The 18,409-nt window shown below is 57.7% G+C and carries 11 protein-coding genes and 1 tRNA gene; 9 read left to right on the forward strand and 3 right to left on the reverse strand.

The window, feature by feature from the left end; genetic code table 11:
• The first annotated feature begins 91 nt into the window (after nt 1-91).
• Entirely contained in the window at nt 92-2,407 is a 2,316-nt protein-coding gene (locus OHL18_RS19235; RefSeq protein WP_263376492.1) for a GH92 family glycosyl hydrolase, read from the forward strand.
• Between the two features lie 41 nt (nt 2,408-2,448).
• On the opposite strand, the gene OHL18_RS19240 is transcribed toward OHL18_RS19235, so the two are convergent.
• Nucleotides 2,449-3,225 (reverse strand): SDR family NAD(P)-dependent oxidoreductase, encoded by a 777-nt coding sequence (locus OHL18_RS19240; protein ID WP_263376493.1) that lies wholly within the window; start codon nt 3,223-3,225, stop codon nt 2,449-2,451.
• 147 nt (nt 3,226-3,372) lie between these two features.
• Between OHL18_RS19240 and OHL18_RS19245 the strand changes: the two genes are divergently transcribed.
• Complete coding sequence (locus tag OHL18_RS19245; protein WP_263376494.1) at nt 3,373-4,671, forward strand: L-fuconate dehydratase; 1,299 nt, start codon at nt 3,373-3,375, stop codon at nt 4,669-4,671.
• A 252-nt stretch (nt 4,672-4,923) separates the two neighbouring features.
• On the opposite strand, the gene OHL18_RS19250 is transcribed toward OHL18_RS19245, so the two are convergent.
• On the reverse strand, nt 4,924-5,421 hold the full coding sequence (locus tag OHL18_RS19250; RefSeq protein ID WP_263376495.1) for a hypothetical protein: 498 nt from the start codon (nt 5,419-5,421) through the stop codon (nt 4,924-4,926).
• Nucleotides 5,422-5,721: 300 nt separating this feature from the next.
• On the opposite strand from OHL18_RS19250, the gene OHL18_RS19255 reads away from it, so the two are divergent.
• The 3 genes from OHL18_RS19255 to OHL18_RS19265 all read left to right on the forward strand — a co-directional run bounded on the left by OHL18_RS19255 (nt 5,722) and on the right by OHL18_RS19265 (nt 7,690).
• Nucleotides 5,722-6,579 (forward strand): helix-turn-helix domain-containing protein, encoded by an 858-nt coding sequence (locus OHL18_RS19255; protein ID WP_263376496.1) that lies wholly within the window; start codon nt 5,722-5,724, stop codon nt 6,577-6,579.
• Nucleotides 6,557-7,531 (forward strand): S1 family peptidase, encoded by a 975-nt coding sequence (locus tag OHL18_RS19260; protein WP_263376497.1) that lies wholly within the window; start codon nt 6,557-6,559, stop codon nt 7,529-7,531. Before OHL18_RS19255 ends, OHL18_RS19260 begins: the two co-directional genes overlap by 23 nt.
• 82 nt (nt 7,532-7,613) lie before the next feature.
• Nucleotides 7,614-7,690 (forward strand) — tRNA-Val (locus OHL18_RS19265).
• A 25-nt stretch (nt 7,691-7,715) separates the two neighbouring features.
• On the opposite strand, the gene OHL18_RS19270 is transcribed toward OHL18_RS19265, so the two are convergent.
• On the reverse strand, nt 7,716-9,152 hold the full coding sequence (locus tag OHL18_RS19270; RefSeq protein WP_263376498.1) for an arabinose isomerase: 1,437 nt from the start codon (nt 9,150-9,152) through the stop codon (nt 7,716-7,718).
• Nucleotides 9,153-9,627: 475 nt separating this feature from the next.
• Between OHL18_RS19270 and OHL18_RS19275 the strand changes: the two genes are divergently transcribed.
• From OHL18_RS19275 to OHL18_RS19290, 4 genes are read left to right on the forward strand one after another with little or no spacing between them, the layout of a single operon-like run.
• Nucleotides 9,628-11,466, forward strand: coding sequence for a hypothetical protein (locus OHL18_RS19275; RefSeq protein ID WP_263376499.1), 1,839 nt, complete (start codon nt 9,628-9,630; stop codon nt 11,464-11,466).
• Entirely contained in the window at nt 11,463-15,053 is a 3,591-nt protein-coding gene (locus OHL18_RS19280; protein ID WP_263376500.1) for a hypothetical protein, read from the forward strand. The genes OHL18_RS19275 and OHL18_RS19280 overlap by 4 nt, the downstream gene beginning before the upstream one ends.
• Before the next feature lie 6 nt (nt 15,054-15,059).
• Nucleotides 15,060-17,798, forward strand: a complete 2,739-nt coding sequence (locus OHL18_RS19285) for a CHAT domain-containing protein (RefSeq protein ID WP_263376501.1) — start codon at nt 15,060-15,062, stop codon at nt 17,796-17,798.
• 2 nt (nt 17,799-17,800) lie between these two features.
• On the forward strand, nt 17,801-18,391 hold the full coding sequence (locus OHL18_RS19290) for a DUF4062 domain-containing protein (RefSeq protein WP_263376502.1): 591 nt from the start codon (nt 17,801-17,803) through the stop codon (nt 18,389-18,391).
• Nucleotides 18,392-18,409 lie beyond the last annotated feature (18 nt).

Here is an 18,409-nt window from a genome sequence, read left to right on the forward strand (position 1 = left end):
CGTCAATCGATCAATCTTCTGCGTCTTCGCCACAAACTTGTTTGATAATAAGTGTGTTGCCTTGAGCTTTGCACCTCTGGAGCCTGTACCCATGATCTCTCGTCGTAGTTTTCTGCATCGCAGCGCGGGCACCGTCGCCGCAGCCTACCTTCCAACCTCCGCGCTCGCATTGACCGATACCGGCACCGCAAAGACATCGCACGAAGACCCGCTGCAGTGGCTTGATATCCGCATCGGCACCGGAGGCCACGGCCACTGCTTCCCCGGCGCGGCCGTCCCGTTCGGGGCGGTCCAGCTAAGCCCCGACACCTACGACGACGACTGGGACTGGTGCTCCGGATATCACATCTCGAACACCTCCATCATGGGCTTCAGCCACACGCATCTCTCCGGTACCGGCTGTGGCGATCTGCTCGACTTCCTCATCATGCCCGGCGTTGGGCCGGTGAAGATCGTTCCCGGAACGGTTGCAAATCCCGAGCTCGGCTACCGCTCGCGCTTCTCGCACGACGATGAGACGATATTGCCCGGCTACTACTCCGTGCTGCTTAAGGACTCCGGCGTCAAGGCTGAACTGACCGCGACTGACCGCGCGGGTGTCCATCGCTACACCTTCCCTGAGAGTGAGGAAGCCTGGGTCATCCTCGACCTGCAGCACTGCTACGGCGGAACCAAGAACGTCGTCTCTGCGGAGCTCGCATCTCCCGCTGCAGACCGCATCACGGGTGGCCACATCACGGCAGCATGGGGCACCGGACGCCATGCCTACTTCGCGCTGGAAACCTCGAAGAAGCCCTCGCGCATCGTCTTCTACCAGGACGACAAGGAAGTAGCTTCGACTGCACCGCTAAATGGAACAAATCTGAAGTGCGTGCTGCACTTCGATACCCACGCCAACGAGACGATCCTCATCAAGACAGGAATCTCCAGCGTGAGCGCTGAAAATGCCGCTCTGAACCTGAAGCATGAGGTTCCCGCATGGGACTTTGACGGCATCGCCGCAAACGCCAAGGCGCGCTGGAAGAAGCAGCTCTCGAAGATCGCGATCACATCGGCGAATGAGACGCATAAGAAGATCTTTTATACGGCCTTCTACCATATGTCGCTTGGGCCTGTGCTCTTCGACGATGTAGACGGCCGCTATCGCGGCATGGACGACGCGATCCATCAGCTTCCCGCAGGCCATCAGCAGTACACGACCTTCTCCTGCTGGGACACCTATCGCGCGGCGCACCCGGCCTACACGCTCCTCGAACCAGCCCGCGTTCCGGACTTCGCCAACTCGCTGATCCGCATGGCGGTCGAGAGCCCAGCCGGTATGCCCGTATGGCCGCTGCAAGGCACCGAGACCGGCACCATGACCGGCTATCACTCGGCCTCGATCATCGCCGAGGCCATTAGCAAAGGCTTCAAGGGTATCGACACCGAGACCGCCTACAAGTGCATGATGAAGCGCGCCATGGTCGACGACTGGCGCGGCCTTCAGTTCTACCGCAAGCTGAACTACATCCCCGCTGACCTCGAAGAAGAGTCGGTCTCGAAGACGTTTGAGTATTGTTACAACGACTGGGCCATAGCACACGTAGCGCGCAAGCTCGGCCATGCCGACGACGCCGCCATGCTCGTCAACCGCTCGAAGAACTATCGCAACTACTTCGACCCTTCCACTAAGTTCATGCGACCGAAGCTAGAGGACGGCACTTTCACCACGCCGTTCGATCCCATCGATCTTGGCCATTCCGATAAATGGCGCGACTACACCGAATCCAACGCGTGGCAGACGACCTTCGGCGTGCAGCATGATGCCGCGGGCCTTATCGACCTCTTCGGAGGCCGTACTCCCTTCGTCGCGAAGCTCGATGAACTCTTCACCACGGCATCGACGCTACCCAAGAACGCGCCGCCGGACATCGCGGGCCTCGTCGGCCAATACGCCCATGGCAACGAACCCTCGCATCACATCGCGTATTTGTACGTCTACGCAGGCCAGCCTTGGAAGACGCAGGCACGCGCTCGCAGCCTGATGGAGACCATGTACCTTGCGAAGCCAGATGGCATCCAGGGCAACGAGGACGTTGGCCAGATGTCCGCGTGGTACATCCTCAGCGCGCTCGGCTTCTACTCGGTCGATCCCGTCAGCGGCAACTACATCCTCGGCTCGCCGCTCTTCGAGAGCGCCACCGTGGACCTCGGCAACGGCAAGCACCTCGAAATCGAGGTGAAGCGCTCGAATCCGGACCACGCCTACATCCAAAGCTTCGCTATCAACGGCAAGCAGCAGTCGCGCGCCTGGTTCAATCACACCGAGATTGCGAACGGAGCTCACCTGACCTTCGAGATGGGAGCCGAGCCCAACCAGAGCTTCGGCGCCGACCCGAGCGTCGCTCCTCCGTCGCTAACCCTCTAATCACCAGCCTCGCTGGGGTCGCGCCACAAAGCAGCGCGGCCTCAGCGCAGATTGAAGAAGCCACCATCCAGCGGATAGTCCACGCCCGTCACGAACGAGGCCGCATCCGAGCAAAGATACAAAGCCAGCAACGCCACGTCCTGCGGTGTGCCCATCCGTCCGATAGGCTGGCTGCGCGAAAGCGTCTCGAACATCTCTGCCTCCCGGCCGGGATAGTTCTTCGCGATAAATCCATCGACAAACGGTGTATGCACCCGCGCTGGCGAGATGCAATTGCATCGGATCTTCGACGCGAGGTAGTCGCGCGCCACAGAGAGCGTCATCGACAAGACGGCACCCTTGGTCATCGAATAGGCGAACCGGTCCGGCAGGCCCGACGTCGCCGCGATCGAAGCGAGGTTTATGATAACGCCGCCCTGCTGCTTCATCTGCGTCACGGCAGCCTGCATGCAGAGGTACGTTCCGCGCACGTTCACCTTGAAGAGCCGGTCGAAGTCCTCTGCCGAGGTCGACTCGACAGTCCCCACATGCGCGATGCCCGCGCTGTTCACCAGAATCTCGCATGGCCCGGACTCTGCGATCGCCGCGAACGCCGTCGTGACGCTCTTCTCATCGGACACGTCGCATCCGATGCCGACAGCATCCGCGCCCATCTTACGCGCAGCTTCCGCCGCCCTCTCCGCATTCAGGTCCAGCACGACGATTTGCGCTCCAGCCTCTGCAAGCGTCGTGGCGATTGCCTTGCCAATGCCGCTCGCGGCTCCAGTAACAACCGCACGGCGACCTTCCAGGCGGAAGAAGTTAATCGAATTAGTCATGGCTTTTTTGCACTCCAAGAGCTGTAAACCTGGCCCTTCAACATGAGACCATAATCACGCAGCTTCCATTTCACTCTAGACCGCTTGACAACGATTGGCCAACGCCGTGAAGCTTGTTCCGGCGTCCAGTCCAAGGAGTTTGTTCGATTGAAGCAGATCAAAATAACTGCCCTCCGTGTGGTCGATCTACGCTTTCCCACCTCGCGCGATCACATCGGTTCAGACGCCGTCAACGTCGACCCCGACTACTCCGCCGCCTACTGCATCCTTGAGACAGACTCCGCCCTCGAAGGCCACGGCCTCACCTTCACTCTGGGCCGCGGCACCGACCTCTGCGTCGCCGCGTTGAACTATCTTGGCCGTTTCATCGTCGGCCGCACACTCTCATCGATCACCGACGACTTCGTTGCCTTCAATCGCACGCTCACCGACGACAGCCAGTTCCGCTGGCTTGGCCCCGAGAAAGGTGTCATTCACCTCTCCACCGGCGCGCTCATCAACGCCGTCTGGGACCTCTATGCGAAGTCCGAAAGCAAGCCGCTTTGGCGTCTTCTCGCCGAGATGCCCGCGGAGAAGCTGCTCTCCGCCATCGACTTTCGCTACATCGACGACGCGCTCTCCCGCGAGGAAGCTTTGGCCATACTCACCGCGAGCGAGAGCAGCATGCAGCAGCGCGCGGACAAGCTCGTAGCCGAGGGCTACCCTGCCTATACGACATCCGCCGGATGGTTTGGCTTCAGCGACGAGAAGATCAAGCGCCTGTGCGAAGAGGGCCTCGCCGACGGCTGGACACACTTCAAGCTCAAGGTTGGCGGTGTTCCTGCGGACGATCTTCGTCGCGGCCGCATCATCCGCGAGGCCATCGGTCCCGGCAATCGCATGATGGTCGATGCCAACCAGAAGTGGGGCGTGCTCGAAGCCATCGACCGCACCAACCAACTCGCTGAACTGAACCCTTGGTGGATGGAAGAGCCGACCAGTCCCGACGACATTCTCGGCCACGCGCGCATTCGCCGAGAGGTGGCTCCCATCCGCATCGCCACCGGCGAGCACTGCCACAACAAGGTGATGTTCAAGCAGCTCCTGCAGGCAGGAGCCATCGATGTCTGCCAGATCGACAGCTGCCGCGTGGCTGGCGTCAACGAGAACCTCGCCATCATTCTGATGGCCGCGAAGTTCGGAATCCCTGTCTGCCCTCACGCAGGTGGCGTAGGCCTCTGCGAGTACGTACAGCACCTCTCCGCGTTCGATTACCTACGCGTCTCCTGCTCGCTTGAGAATCGCGTCATCGAGTACGTCGACCACCTGCATGAGCACTTCCTCACGCCGGTCGACATCCGCCGTGGCCGTTATTTCCTGCCCGAGACCCCTGGGTATAGCATCGAAATTCGCCCTGAGTCTTTGATCAAGTTTGCATTCCCGGATGGCGAGGCCTGGAAGAGCTAGCCTTCTCCCATCGGCCATTAACCCCTGACACGCCGGGGTAGTGCCTCAGTTTCAATTTGCCCGCTCTTGCGATCCAACTCCACACGGCGGACAATAGACGCATGGACATCAACACGCTGGCGAAGTCAATAGCGGATCAGGCGATAGGCGATAAGCCTAAGAAAACTAAAAACCCTCGCGCATCCGCTAGAGGGACGGCGAGGGCGAAATCGTTGACATCAGAGCAGCGCGAAAGCATTGCTCTCAAGGCTGCTACTGCACGGTGGGCAAAGAAGAATCAGCAGTAACGGCCCGCTCTCTCGATGCCTTGATATGAATCCAAGCCTCTCTACCAGCTTCCGAAATAAACCATCCCTGAGGGCTTGCGGTGACCTCACCTCGATCGTGATTCATCTTACTTAGCACGGCAGAAATGTTTCCTGCGAAGCTCTTGCCCCCTGATGTCATACCCCCAGCTAATAGAGCTTCCGCAATCTCGCCCGTGGTCATCGGGCCTGTAGCGTCTTCCGACAACAACGCAAGGATTCCCCATCGGTTGCTCATACCCGTGTATTTGCCATTGACGACAATCGGAAGGAATGTTTGGCTATCTTTCCGAGCCGCAATTTCTTCAGGCGGCATAAGTCGGCGCAATGCCGCAACGGCAGTATCAATCTCTCCGATTTTGAATTGCAACTGGTCTTTCTGCTTCAGCAGATCTCCCAGCACAGCACGGTACTGCTCAAGATTCGCCATGTTCTTCTCTTTCATTTGGCCCGCTTCCGTGTTAATCTTGTGAAGAGGTTAGGGCGCTGCGTATATAGGCAACGCCCCTTGTCCGCACACCTCAGCAGTGCGCTTGGAGTGGTATCTTCCGTACCATTTCTGCACCTGTTCTTTCCGCCGGTTGAGGGACGCCGACCAAGCGATTTACCCCTCTACCAACTGCATATGAATACTGTAGCACAGACGGGTTGCCAAAGCGCAACCCGTTTTTACGTTTGGCGCAACTTCCACAAATGCGGTATTTCATAGTTGCCAAACTGAGCAAAATGCTTGATAGTAATACCTATGAACACGCTGACGATCTCCGACCGAACCCGCATCGTATCCGCGCTGGTAGAAGGCAATAGCATCCGCGCAATCGCCCGCATGACTGGCTTCTCATCGAACACGATTACGAAGCTCCTGGTTGATCTGGGTACGGCCTGCGATGCTTACCACGATAAGAACGTCCGCAACGTGCAGTCCAAGCGCGTGCAGTGCGATGAAATCTGGAGTTTCGTGGGCGCAAAGGCGAAGAATGTACCGCGTGAGAAGGATGGAGAGTGGGGAGATGTTTGGACGTGGACGGCCCTTGATGCCGACACGAAGCTAATGATCTCGTATGCGGTAGGAAATCGCGGAGCGGAGACCGCGAAGTATTTCATGGAGGACTTGGCATTGCGAGTCGCTACCCGCATCCAGATCACCACCGATGGACACAAGGTATATGCCAATGCCATCGAAGGTGCATTCGGAGCGGATGTTGACTACGCGATGCTCATAAAGCTCTACGGCAATGACTCGTTTGATCGCCGCTACAGTACCGGCAACTGCATTGGCACCCAGACCGCAGTAATCAGCGGCAACCCTGATCCTGACCACATCTCCACCAGCTACGTAGAGCGCCAGAACCTAACCATGCGGATGTCCATGCGCCGGTTTACGCGCCTCACAAATGCCTTCTCAAAGAAGGTGGACAACCACGTTGCTGCAATCGCCCTGCACTTCATGCATTACAACTTCTGCCGGGTGCACAAGACGCTGCGCGTTACGCCTGCAATGGAGGCGGGTATTTCAGGGCATGTTTGGTCGATTGAAGAGCTTGTAGCAATCATGCCGGAGCCGGTTGCGAAGAAGCGGGGTGAATACAAGAAAAAGGGGTAATGGCGGCGACGGCGTAGTATCTATGACAATGAGATCGCTCGTCTTCAAAATCGCCATAGGTTTGTGTTTTGCGCCGAACTGCTTTGCCCAGCTATACAGTCCGGAGCTAGCTACAGACACTGATATTTTGCATAGCATTAGGCGCTCAACAGTATCCATTGGCCTTCATGCGAAAGAGGGAGAAGTCACTCATTTCGTGACCGTGGGATCAGCGGTTATCGTTTCACTGGACGGTGGTCATAATTGCTTGCTTTCGGCAAAGCATGTTTTCTCTAATCCGGAGATTGGATATACCCCGACTCAGGTATTCGTTCGGTTACCTAAAGATGAACCGCAAGCGAAGGAAGACTTGGGCTTGCCTCTTACTCTCTATGGCCCGCGCGGTGATCCGCTTTGGATGGGGGCAGCTGACGGCGCAGATTTAGCCGTATCCCCAATGCCCAATACGTTGGGAGCCAAGGACGTTCATTCAATACCCATAACCGATTTTGGGGATGCTGATGACCTATTCCAAGGGTCTACCGTGGTCGTTCTCGGATATGCCGAACTGCTAGGACCGGACTATCAGACCACTCCTATCGCGCGAAACGGAATTGTGGCTTGGACAAATCCCGAAGGCCCGCTAGATCATACGTTTTTGGTGGACGCAAATGTTTTCAGCGGAAACAGCGGAGGCCCAGTCTTTCACTTGCCAACCGGAATGAATCGCAAGGGGCAAATCGGGGGCGGTGGGCGAATCCATCTGATCGGTATCGTTTCCAAGGACGCATATGAAGAAGCCCCCATACATGCTGGCTCGTCTCCAGCGACTTCGTTGGATCAAGCGACGGGCAAAATGATTCCTTTCACGGCCAAAGTGCTAAACATAGGCGGTATCGGGATCATCGAACCAGTTTCAAAAGCTAAGAAGTTGGTCATGGATTTTCTCGCTCCCCACACTCCCCATATCTGATTTCAAACTGAGGCACTACCCACGCCGGGCAAAGATTGCGTCTCTTCGCGCCCTCCCATACACTTGAAAGAGTCCCGGTAACGGGCGGTTAGCTCAGCTGGTTAGAGCGCCTGCCTTACAAGCAGGATGTCGGGGGTTCGAGTCCCTCACTGCCCACCACACCCTCTTCCTGTATCCGGGACTTCTAGCAGATTTGAAGTGCCGTGAGACCCAGAAGCGCAGCGATCTTTCTGATCTGGCTGGCTTGATGGCCAAGACCTATCGCGCAATGGTGAGCGGGACCATGCGAGTTCCACGTCTCCGCAAATCCGCGCGCGCCTAGCGGAAACCTGTATCGACTATTTGTGTTGCCAATCTGCAGGATCGGTCCCGGGACGCTCTCTCCCTCCGCCATCAGCAGCATAAAGCCGCAGCTCTTGTCCTCTACGACGGAGAGCAGCGTCACTGGTCCGTGCTTGACGGACATCTCCACCGATAGCCCTGCGCCCACCTTGCCATGATAGACAGTCAGCGGACGGACTTTGATCTTCCCTTCTGCCACTCCGATGTGGCCGGGGCCATCATGCCCCATCAGCACAAGATCCTCGTTGAAGTCCATCGCGTAGTACTCCGTGAACGAACCTCCACAGCCAAGCAGGTCCATGATCTTCATGGCGATCACATTCTTGACCTCGTACTCGCCCGCTACGGGGACTCCACGCCCAGTGAGCATCGATGTTCCAAGAATGATGGAGCTCATCATCTTATAATTTTCCGCAACACCACTCCCCTTGTAGTAGTAGGCCATTAGGTCGAGATCTTTATCCCGCACCAGCGCGTCCAGCGCGACGGAGGTTCGCGCCGCCCGGGCCAGTTCGACGTCGCTGCAATCCTCTCCGACCGAGAAGAACTCGCGGAACTCCGCAAGCTTTCCTTCGAGAGAGGATTCGCTCACTTCCCTTCGCCTGGCTGTAAGCTCGTCCACTTCAAGAATCTCGATGTGCAGATTAAACCTGCCGCTCACCTGGACAAGATCCGTGGCAATGTCCAACATCCCACCGTAGTAGTGGCCCATCAGGCCAAGGCGGCTGTGTGCGAGCGCGTGAACGACTTCAGCCGCGCGCAGCCACTCCTCCAACTCCATCCAACAGGGCGGATCGTTGCGAAGCATGCCGGTGATCTGATGAAAGGGAATATCCAGGCGGCGGAGCACATTCGCGATCTCCGGCACCGGGCAGGCACTGCAATAAGCCAGCCAATCGCCCGTCATCGCGGTACGATCTTCCATGGCGTTGAACCGCTCGTAATCGATCGCCGCTTCAGGCTGAAGATTCAAAAGGATCACGGGCACCTTGGCCCTCTTGATAACAGGCAACACTGTGGACGACAGCGCGTAGGTCGTAACGTAGACGAGCAGGATGTCGATGTCCTCGCGGCGGCATCGGTGGGCGGCATCGAGCGCAACCTCCGGAGTGTCGACCAGCCCAAGGTTCACGATCTCGCGCGACTCGGCAGCAACCATATCTGCGGCCTCGTGAAGATAGCCCAGTAGACGCGCCTCAAGTCCTTCAAACTGCGACCAGTACGCCTCCAAGCCAAGCCCAACCAGTCCCACACGAAGCTTTCGATACTCACTCTGCATGCTCTCCCTCTTTGAACACACCCATTAGATCAGAGACACTCCCTCACGAGAATTCAGGGAATGATCTTAGAAGGAGAGATACGGGACGACACCGAGTAATCCTTGCGCCAAGCATTTTCAAGTAGATATACCCGGCCGAGCGTCTCTGAGTGTCTCCCATCGACACTCAGGAATGCTGGGATTGACGACACGGTCACTACACAAACAACGACGCAAGCTGCGCGGTACAGTCTCTTCGCCTCGACGCCGCACACAGCCCGTCGATCGCTGCGCAATGAGGAAGAGTTATGAGGGTTACTATTTCTTGATTTTCTAGTTGAAAAAAAACTGGGACCGGGATAAAGTTGTCGCCCAAGTACCATCATCTTTTCTGTGTTCGCGTCGAACCGCTGGCGGCACGATACAAACTGTGGCGTCTTTATGTTGTTGCCATTGTCTTCACGAATTGGGCCCTTGCAATTCTGAGGAGCGATCAATGCGAACAATCGGCCGCCGCGACTATGAGAAAAGTCTATTCAGGGGCATAGACGACTACTGGAACGGATCCACGCTTGTCGGTGATAGCAATGCAGGTGTGGTTGCGCACCTTCAGCAGCACGCGCTGACAAATTGGCAGAGGCTAATCGGCATTCGGCTCGACGCCGCTAGCTGGTGGTCGCGGGTGTTGATCCTGCAGCGCGCGGGGATCGCTGCCGAACGCGCCGGCAACTGGATTGCGGCGGACTTCTACTTCGAGGAAGTTGTCAATCAGGTTAGGAGAGCGGCACCGGCACACCCTTCCTGGGCTTTTTTGGCCGCTCAGGTGACAGGGCAGCCAGACGCGCCGATGACTCCGGCAGCTATGCGCCTGATAGCCATCCAGGAGCTATTTATTGACATGCACTGCGGGTTTTACAACGGGTATGTGACGCTGCCCGACACAGGGGCCGAAGTCCAGCGCGCTGCTTTTGGCCGTCGAAATGCTCACTTGGCGCAGATTACGCGATATGTTGAGATTTCGGATGCATCGCAGAGCACGCGATGCGACCTCTTGGCACCAGCAATGGAGGATAAGGCATTCGCAGCGAAGGAGGCTGGGGACTGGGTGACTGCGACGACGGCAGCGACGGAACTAGTTCGAATGTTCCCGGAGGAATCGCGGTTCGTAGAGTTGCTAGCAGGTGTGTATTTCGGACAGGCTCTATCAAAGATGTCGAAGGGAGAGGACGATAGCAGCTGTCGCAGAGATGCATCCGTCCTGGCTGACTACGCACAGATGCTGGACAAACTCGTCGCGGACAAGCCCGAGTGTCTGGCAGCCTATGACTTTGCGTCGCAGCTCCACCACATCCGCGCTGTCAGATTGGCGAATGGCGACCTTGTGGCAGTAGCGATGACGGAGATTTATAAGGCCCGGGCGTACTGGCCGGGACTGGACTTCACAGAAGATATAGCAGCGATCCGGACCCGCATCGAGCAGACCCAGATGCAGGCGGCGCAGCAGGAGGCGATGCTGCGCAAGAACAGCCGCATGTCATTAACAGAGAGTGGTGTGCGGGTGAGGGAGCAAGCAAAGCTCGGGGTCGGGCCTGCCGAGGAATTCGCCAAATCGGCCCAAGTGGCGAAGCTCGCAAAGGCCTGGGAGAGCGCACAGCTACGAGCGTTTTGGCGACGGGTTGGGCTGCCGGTTCCTGAGGCAAACTGGGACGAAAAAGCGCAAAAGCTGCTGCAGGCGATCTCAAGTGTGCGAGCCAAAACTGCGGACGGAGCGTCGTTTGGACCGCTTTGGGATTCGGTTGCGCGTGGCGATGAGGATTTAGCATCGATTGACCCCGCAAAAGTGCAAGAATTTGTTGCGCCTTTGGACGGTGGGGTTCCAATCCCGCCTCCGATACCTGCACCTGTGCCCGTGCTGCGAGTGACTCCTGTGCCGAAGAACAAGGGCAGCGAACCCTTCGGGTACTGGGTGTTCAGTCGGCGCAATCCGGGACTGAAGGCAGTCGGAGCGCTGGCGCTCATGCTGCTACTGACAGCTATCGTCCTGGGAAGCTGGCATGGATTCGAGGGGTACCGGCGTGACCAGGCGTGGGCGGAGATTCGCCGGACGACCGAGTCGGGCGACGATCTGGGGCGGGTAGAGGCTTGTGAACGCTTCTTCTCGACATCACCCTCGCCCGTTGACCCGCGCAACGCGGAGGCTCGCGAGGCGCTGGCTTCCTCTCTGACCCGCTGGTTTGCCACGTTGCCAGGCAAACCGGACGGCACCGCTCTCGATCACGTTCAGCGCTATCGCGAAATCTCAGCGAAATGGCAAAGCCAGGGAGGCACCCTATGAAACGCATTCTTTGGATCGCCAGCGGTATCGTCATCGTTTTCTGCGGCATTTATACAATTCGCATTGTGAGCAATTGGAATGAGGTCGATGACGCCACGACGTCGACCCCGTTTGCGCAGTTTGCGATCGGGCACGAGCGGAATGTGGACTTCGACTGGGCGAATACGTCGCTGCAGCGGTTCACCTCCCGCGAACGCCGGGACCAGGCATTGGACTGGATCTTGCTGTCTGTGTTGTCACAGTCAGGGTTGAGCACGCCCGAGATTGACCAAGCCACATTCGATATGCCGCCCGCGCGGGTCGGTTATTTGCAGCCGATCGCTTCCTTTGAGTACGGGCTTACGCGCTCGCGTTCGCTAAGCCGCGGACGTGTGATCGCCTTGGTACCGGCGGCGGATAGCCCCAGCCGCGCACTCGATCTGGCACAGATAGCGGATGAGCAGCGCAAGAACACCGGCAATATTCCGAAAACTCTAATGGTTTTCGAATATCACCTGGATCCAGACGCGAATGGCGCACGGTTCAAGCGTTTGGATGATGTGGATGGTGCGTCCCTGTTCACGGAAGCAGCAGGCTATCACCACGCGCGGGTGAGTAACGAGCAAGACTTCATCGACTTTCTGAAAACCACGGACGACCTGACCTATGTATCGATGAATGAGGGTTATTTGACACTGGGCGGTCGACATCTCGGGAAGCTTTCAAAACCCATTACAGAAGATGATGTGGCCGCACTTTGGCAGTCAGCAAAGGAACTGAAAGAGGCCCGTGCAGAGGTAGCAGCCTTCAAGTCAAAGTGGGAGTCGATGACCTACCGGACCGAGTCGGAGAAGGCACGGCTGGACGCTGAATATGACGCCGAGTATGCGAAGCTGTCGCAGCGGCTGCCGCCAGAGCGCCGGGTCGAGGGAAGCGGGTTCTCTCTCGACCCGACCTTTGACTACTCGAAGCTACAGGCGCTCTTCTTTGGTCATGAAGCGGAGATATTGGCGATCGGCGGAGGAACGCCTTCCGACATGAAGAAGGTGCAGGCCGGGTTGCGCAAGCGCAGCAGCGATGCCATGTACGAGTATCTGGAGCAAGTCCGTACGCGTCCAGAGGGGGGAGGAGAAAGAGCCGCCGATAAGCTGCGCGATATGATCGAGCCGTACCGTTTCCAGGCCGCGCGCTACGATGGGGCACTGCAGGGCACACAAGTCGGGATGACGCTCTTCTACACGGACCTGTTGGCAAAGCTAAAGGCGATTGAATACTGGAAAGGCGAACCGGTTGAAGATTTTAGGCCGCTGACCAAGGTACGTCTGAGCCCGATCTACGAAGAAGAAATTATGCGATTTAGTAACACGCGGCTTTGGTTTGGCACGCAAGACCGAGGATTCCAAAACGCCGGTGACGAGGTGTTCATTGGGCGGACGGCTACGCGCATCTATGCGGCCTCTGCGAGCGAATTTACACCTGGTAAAGAAAGCGAGCCAAACGCTGAAAGCGCGCAGTTCCTGGGCTGGTGGAACAACCACTATGACGATGTGGCAAGGTTGGAGCCAGAGTACGAGAGGCTGAACCAGATAATGAAGTGGAGTCTGGCGCTGGCGTTGCTGGAGCAGAAGAACAATGAATCCCAGTTAGGTTTCCTGGGCGATTATAAAGTCGATCACACGAACTGGTTCCCCAACTGGATCCAAAGGAATCCACAGTTGAAGTACACGGACTGGGACAACGTAGGATTCTTCAAATCTGTTCCGGAAGGGATTAGAACGGAGTCGCTGCCACTTCTAGTGTCAAGAGATTTCTACTCATTTGGCACGATGCACAGTCTGAAGGGCGGGGTCTCGCTGGCAAAAGACGACCTCTTCGTCGAGCGTGCGGCGCTGCCGCGGAATATCGCCTCCAACGAAGAAGGCGTGCTGCGTAGCGGGTTGAACTACAAGGAATTTAGCAGCGACGCGAAGGTGCTGGAAACACTCGACAAAACAAGCTATGAATTCAACGAGACCGGTGTCGTCTCTAAGGCGCGTGACGCCGCGAAGTTTCGAGAGGCGGATTCGGAGGTTCGCAACCAGAGCATCGGGCGCACGACGGCGAAGTCCGGTGGCGACATGAAGATCGAGGTCAAGCTGGGCGAGACATCTTTTGGACGCTTTGAGACGTCATCGAAGGGCAACCTGATCAAGGTGCGGTTCCGGGAGATGGAGCTGGACCAGGCGCACGGCGTGGCAGAGGAGATCAGCACGGTACTGCGCCAAAATAGCGACCCGAGATTGGTGCTGGCGGGCCGCAGCGACGTGGAGTATGTGATGGCGCTCGACTGTGACCACTGCTATGTCGTGAAGTTGCGCGGCGGAGATCATTGGGCAAAGTATGCGCCGGAGAGCCAGCCGAGCGTGTCGCTGCAGGATGGCTGGGATGCTCGCGCAGCCGCTATGGAGTCGGATTCGCCGGTCATCAACATTGCCATGCTGGATCGCAACGCTTTATCCGTAGAGATGCGAGGTACAAATTTCGTGCACATCGATCCTGGTGCCGGGGGACAGCCGGGAGCGATGGTCCGGCTGACCAATCGTGGCCCCCCTGCGAATGCAACAACCGTTCGCATGGAGATAAACGGAGTCATGACCGAGGCGCGCTCCGCTTCGGACGGCAGCATCTATGTCCTCAAGGCTGACCTGCCCGAGGCGTTGCAACAAGACGGCAGCGCCTTCATGGCGGCGATCGAGGATGCAGCGAATCCGAACCAGAAGATTGCACACGCGCTCGAGCAAAACAGGCCAGATCAAGTCTTGAATGACATTCTGAAAGATCCTTTTGCGGCGAAGACGCAGATGGACGAGTTCGGTCGCACTGCGTTAGCTGACGCCGACCATGCGCTGGCGGAAGGCAATTTCAATCTTGCGAAGCAGAAGCTGGACGGTTTTGAGACGCTCAAGGGTCGTTCGCCCGACACGGTCGCTCGCCTCGGAATAGCCGACGTGCACGAAAGACCCGATGTGGCAGTCTCCGAGATTCGTGAGGCGTTGCGCTCACCAGGCCCGGTGAATGACGGAATCTTCGACACCATAAACACACTACTTGGGAGACCTCTTGCGGATATCGACCGCGTCAACCTTGAACGCATGGCCGCGATGTACGATATGCGTCGCGTGCAACTGGCTCACGGGATCAGGGGCGAGATCATTCCCGATATTCGCAACGGCTTCGTTGACTTCCACGTCCGGCTGAGCGAATCGATGTCTACTCCGCCGGTCGCATCCACCGGTCCGGTTGACAGTGGCGCGCCCTTTTACGTTCTTGACAATGGAACCCTTGCAAATCTCGACCCCGCAACGCAGGTGAGGATGATTTTTGATCCCTCAGCCGCGCGCGAACTGGGAGAGACAGTACGCCTGCCGCGTTGGGACCTCGGACATTTCCAACCCAGGGAGATCGAGACGGCGGATGGGCACCGCTGGCTGCGAGTCGGCAGAACGCAGGGACCTTCGGGAATATATCGGACCGTTCAGGCAGTGGGAAACAACAACTGCAATGGAGATCCCACATCCGATGCGTGTCAGGGAGATCCCTATCTCGTTACCCCGCGAAACTCCGGTTGAGTGTCCATGATCGACACGATCGAAAGGCTGGAAGCCGAGGTCCAGATTGCTGAGGATCAACTCCGCGCAGGTGATTTCCGTACCTCTCTTACGACCTACTGCGAGGTCTTTGAGCGGCGCTGGGCATCGCTTGGCAGCAGCGACCGCCTGACGGCCGCAGACCTGACGGTGCTTGAACGGATCGCGGAGTTGAGTCTCCCTTTCGGTCTAGCGAGGCAGGCCGACGCGCTTTTTGACACTGCGGCGCAGGGCTACCTCCGGCTAGGCAGCCGGTACTGGTTTGACTACATCACTCTAAAGCGGGTTCACCTGGCCTTTGGCAGCAATGCCGTGTTGCGGGCTCGCGAGTTGCTGCGCGGCATCGATCCAGTGCTCGGCGATATGGACGGCATCTCCTTTGACCGCGCCGGCCAGCAAGCCTTTGAGGCTAGCTACCGCTCGAGCATCGATCAGCAGGAGCGCGAGACATTCTTTGCAAACTTATATCTCCAAATGGGGCGTTTATGTCTTGCGCTGGGACTTTACACGGAGGCAGCTCAAGCCCTGGAGTGCGGTCTCGGACACGCCGGGAAGAGCTCTCCTTTGTCCGCACAGAGTGCGCGGCTGCCGCTTGAACTGGCGCTGGGGCGAGCTCTGGTCGAACGGGGAGACCTGAACGCGGCGACTGCCCGGATCAAGCTGCTGCGCGGCGAACTTGACCAGCCGCGGCATATTGAGTCGCTAATCCGCTGGTTTGAACTGTCGGCGCAACTAGCCATTCTTCGGGGCGAGTTCGGCAGCGCGCAGGATCAACTGGTTCGCGTCTGGCAGCTTTGCCTCAGTTGCGGCTTCAAAGAGCCGGCGCTGAAGGCTCACCTCAACCTGGCTCAGTTGTTGATCGTACTGAATAAGACCATCGAGGCTAAGCGCGTGCTGGCCATCGTCGAAACGGAGGCGCGTCTGACGGGACTTTCGAATATTGCGGTCGACGCAGCGCGGTTAAGGTTGGTCGCGGATGCAAGGGCGCAGCGCGATTCGCCCCTGGCGGGCTCGGTGAGCTCCTGGCAAATCGGAGCAGAAGAAGACGTCGTTGGGACGGAGACGGTAGAGGCGCTATTCAAGATTGAGAGCGGTGGCCTATCTTTCGCTGATTTTCAACTCCGTCTGTTGCAGTTTCAGTACTGCCTGAGCTCTGGAAACAAGGTGCTGGCAGCACGGAGCCTGGAGCGGTTGCGGGCATTCGAAGGCAGCGACTCGCGGTTGATCGAACTTGCGCTGACCGCCGCAAGGGCGACGTATCTGTATTTCGATGGCGCCGTCGACCTCGCGCTTCCGATGTTGCAAGAGACAGCAGCCGCGTATTGCGAACTGGATATGAAGGGCGATCAGTGGCGAACGCAGCAATTGCTGGCAATGTGCCTCGGACGATTGGGACGGGAAGCGGAGCGGGAGTCGCTCACCACTCGAAACGAGGAGCTCCTGGCCAAGCTTTCAGGAACGCTTTCGATCGAGGATGGCATTATCTTCATGCTAAATAAGCCAACCCAGCAGGAGGAAGCTCTGGCGCGCAAGATCAGAAAGCTTCAGATGCCTGTGTCCGGAGTATGGGCGGCCTACGAAAACATGCGACTCCTCAACGCCATTCTCGACGATGCTTATTGGCAGCGGGAAGAGATCGCCAGAAACCGCCTGCAGGGTGCAGGAGCCCCAAGGACACACACGCCAGTACCCTTGTGGCGCCGGTTATTTGCTCTGGGCTCGGATCGCGCTACGCTGGCGTTCATCGTGCTTCCCGACAGCGTTCTCATCGTCACAGTCTCCTTCGGCCGGCTGCGCTCTTGGGTCGTTCGAACAGCGCGGCTGCGGTTGCGGGAGCTGGTTCGCCGATGGCACGAAACAGTGGCTGAGAGTCGCCCCGACGAAGCGGCACAAATCGCACGCCATCTTGCGCAGGAGCTTCAGTTAGAGAGCGTTCTAGCCGAAGTGTCACCGCGGGTGAAGCGTATCTCTATTCTGCCGGACGATGTACTCCACGGTTTTCCGTTTGCGACCCTGAAGGTTGATGGGGAATACCTTATCGAACGTTTCGCACTGACGATCGGATTTCAGCCTTTCCCAAGGCGGGTCGTACGCAAGAGATCGGTCAGCGCGGCACCCTTTCTCGTCGGCATGACCTCGGGTTCGCCACCGCTTTTGGCTACCGGGCCGCAGATCAAATGGGTCGCAAAATGGTTCCTGGGTAGGGGAGTCAGAACGGAGCCCTTGTTCGACGAGGAAGCGAATCCAACAGCCTTACTGAATGGCTTACAGCAAGCGACCTGCTTCCACATTTCATGTCACGGTGAATATACGCAGAACCATCCCGAGACCACAGGATGGCAGATTGTGACGGCACCTGGGAAGACCGAAATTGTGGGATTGGATCAAATGTACCGGCTCGATCTCACCGACTTGCATCATGCTACGCTGATTTCGTGCTGGGGAGCCGACAACTTCTTGTTTCCGGGACGCTGGGTACTTAGTCTGCCGGAAGTGCTTTGGCGGGCGGGTGCCGGGTCTGTGGCGGCCTCTCTGTGGCAGGTGACGGAGGACTGCGCGACGGAGTTTGTCGAGAAGTTCTACTCTGCTTTGCCAGGCAATACGACTGACTGCGCTTTGCAGGTAGCTACGCTGGGAATGATGAAGGGCGCTGGCGGAAGACCGCGCGAGCCGTTTGACTGGGCCGGATTTCAACTGTACGGTGAGCCGAAGAAATTGAGGTTTTAGAGATGCCTTCGAAGATTCGCGTGTTTCTGAGCAGCAAGCAGACAGAGTTCACGACGGAACGGCTCGTTATGGCGCACATGATCCGAGACATCCCCGTGCTTGAGCCGGTGCTGGCAGAGGAGTGGTTTCCTAGCGGAAGCAGCATCAAGCAGGTTTACCTGAACGACGTGCGTACGTGTCCCATTTACGTAGGTTTATTTGGCGCAATCTACAGCGAACCAACCCACCTCGAGTACTTGGCTGCCTGTGAGAATCCTTACCGCGAAAAATTGATCTACCTGAAGAACAGCGACAACATCGACGAGCCCCTGTTAAAACTAATCGAGGACTTCAAAAGTCGCCTTGTTTTCGCTCGATTCTCGACAATAGCGGATCTTTTGCCAGTCTTCTCAAATCACCTGATCGCAGCCCTTACCCGCATGATGACGACGCTGCAACTGCTGGGCGAAGTCAAACCCGTTACTCAGGGCGCGGGCCTGGTGATGGAAAAACGTTGGGCTAACCGGCAAAAGCAGATTCAGGAGCTGGAGTTGCCGAACGCGGCTGAATTGGAGGACGCCATCGGCTTGCTTCGAGAGAGGGGGCAATCCTAGGCGGGCTGTTTTGCGAAG

It is taken from the genome of Granulicella aggregans (assembly GCF_025685565.1).
Taxonomy (GTDB): Bacteria; Acidobacteriota; Terriglobia; order Terriglobales; family Acidobacteriaceae; genus Edaphobacter; species Edaphobacter aggregans_B.

Coding starts and splice junctions, on each gene's coding strand:
- OHL18_RS19290 (WP_263376502.1), top strand. CDS start 17,801: ATGCCTTCGAAGATTCGCGTGTTTCTGAGCAGCAAGCAGACAGAGTTC.
- OHL18_RS19280 (WP_263376500.1), top strand. CDS start 11,463: ATGAAACGCATTCTTTGGATCGCCAGCGGTATCGTCATCGTTTTCTGC.
- OHL18_RS19275 (WP_263376499.1), top strand. CDS start 9,628: ATGCGAACAATCGGCCGCCGCGACTATGAGAAAAGTCTATTCAGGGGC.
- OHL18_RS19250 (WP_263376495.1), bottom strand. CDS start 5,421: ATGAAAGAGAAGAACATGGCGAATCTTGAGCAGTACCGTGCTGTGCTG.
- OHL18_RS19285 (WP_263376501.1), top strand. CDS start 15,060: ATGATCGACACGATCGAAAGGCTGGAAGCCGAGGTCCAGATTGCTGAG.
- OHL18_RS19270 (WP_263376498.1), bottom strand. CDS start 9,152: ATGCAGAGTGAGTATCGAAAGCTTCGTGTGGGACTGGTTGGGCTTGGC.
- OHL18_RS19240 (WP_263376493.1), bottom strand. CDS start 3,225: ATGACTAATTCGATTAACTTCTTCCGCCTGGAAGGTCGCCGTGCGGTT.
- OHL18_RS19235 (WP_263376492.1), top strand. CDS start 92: ATGATCTCTCGTCGTAGTTTTCTGCATCGCAGCGCGGGCACCGTCGCC.
- OHL18_RS19255 (WP_263376496.1), top strand. CDS start 5,722: ATGAACACGCTGACGATCTCCGACCGAACCCGCATCGTATCCGCGCTG.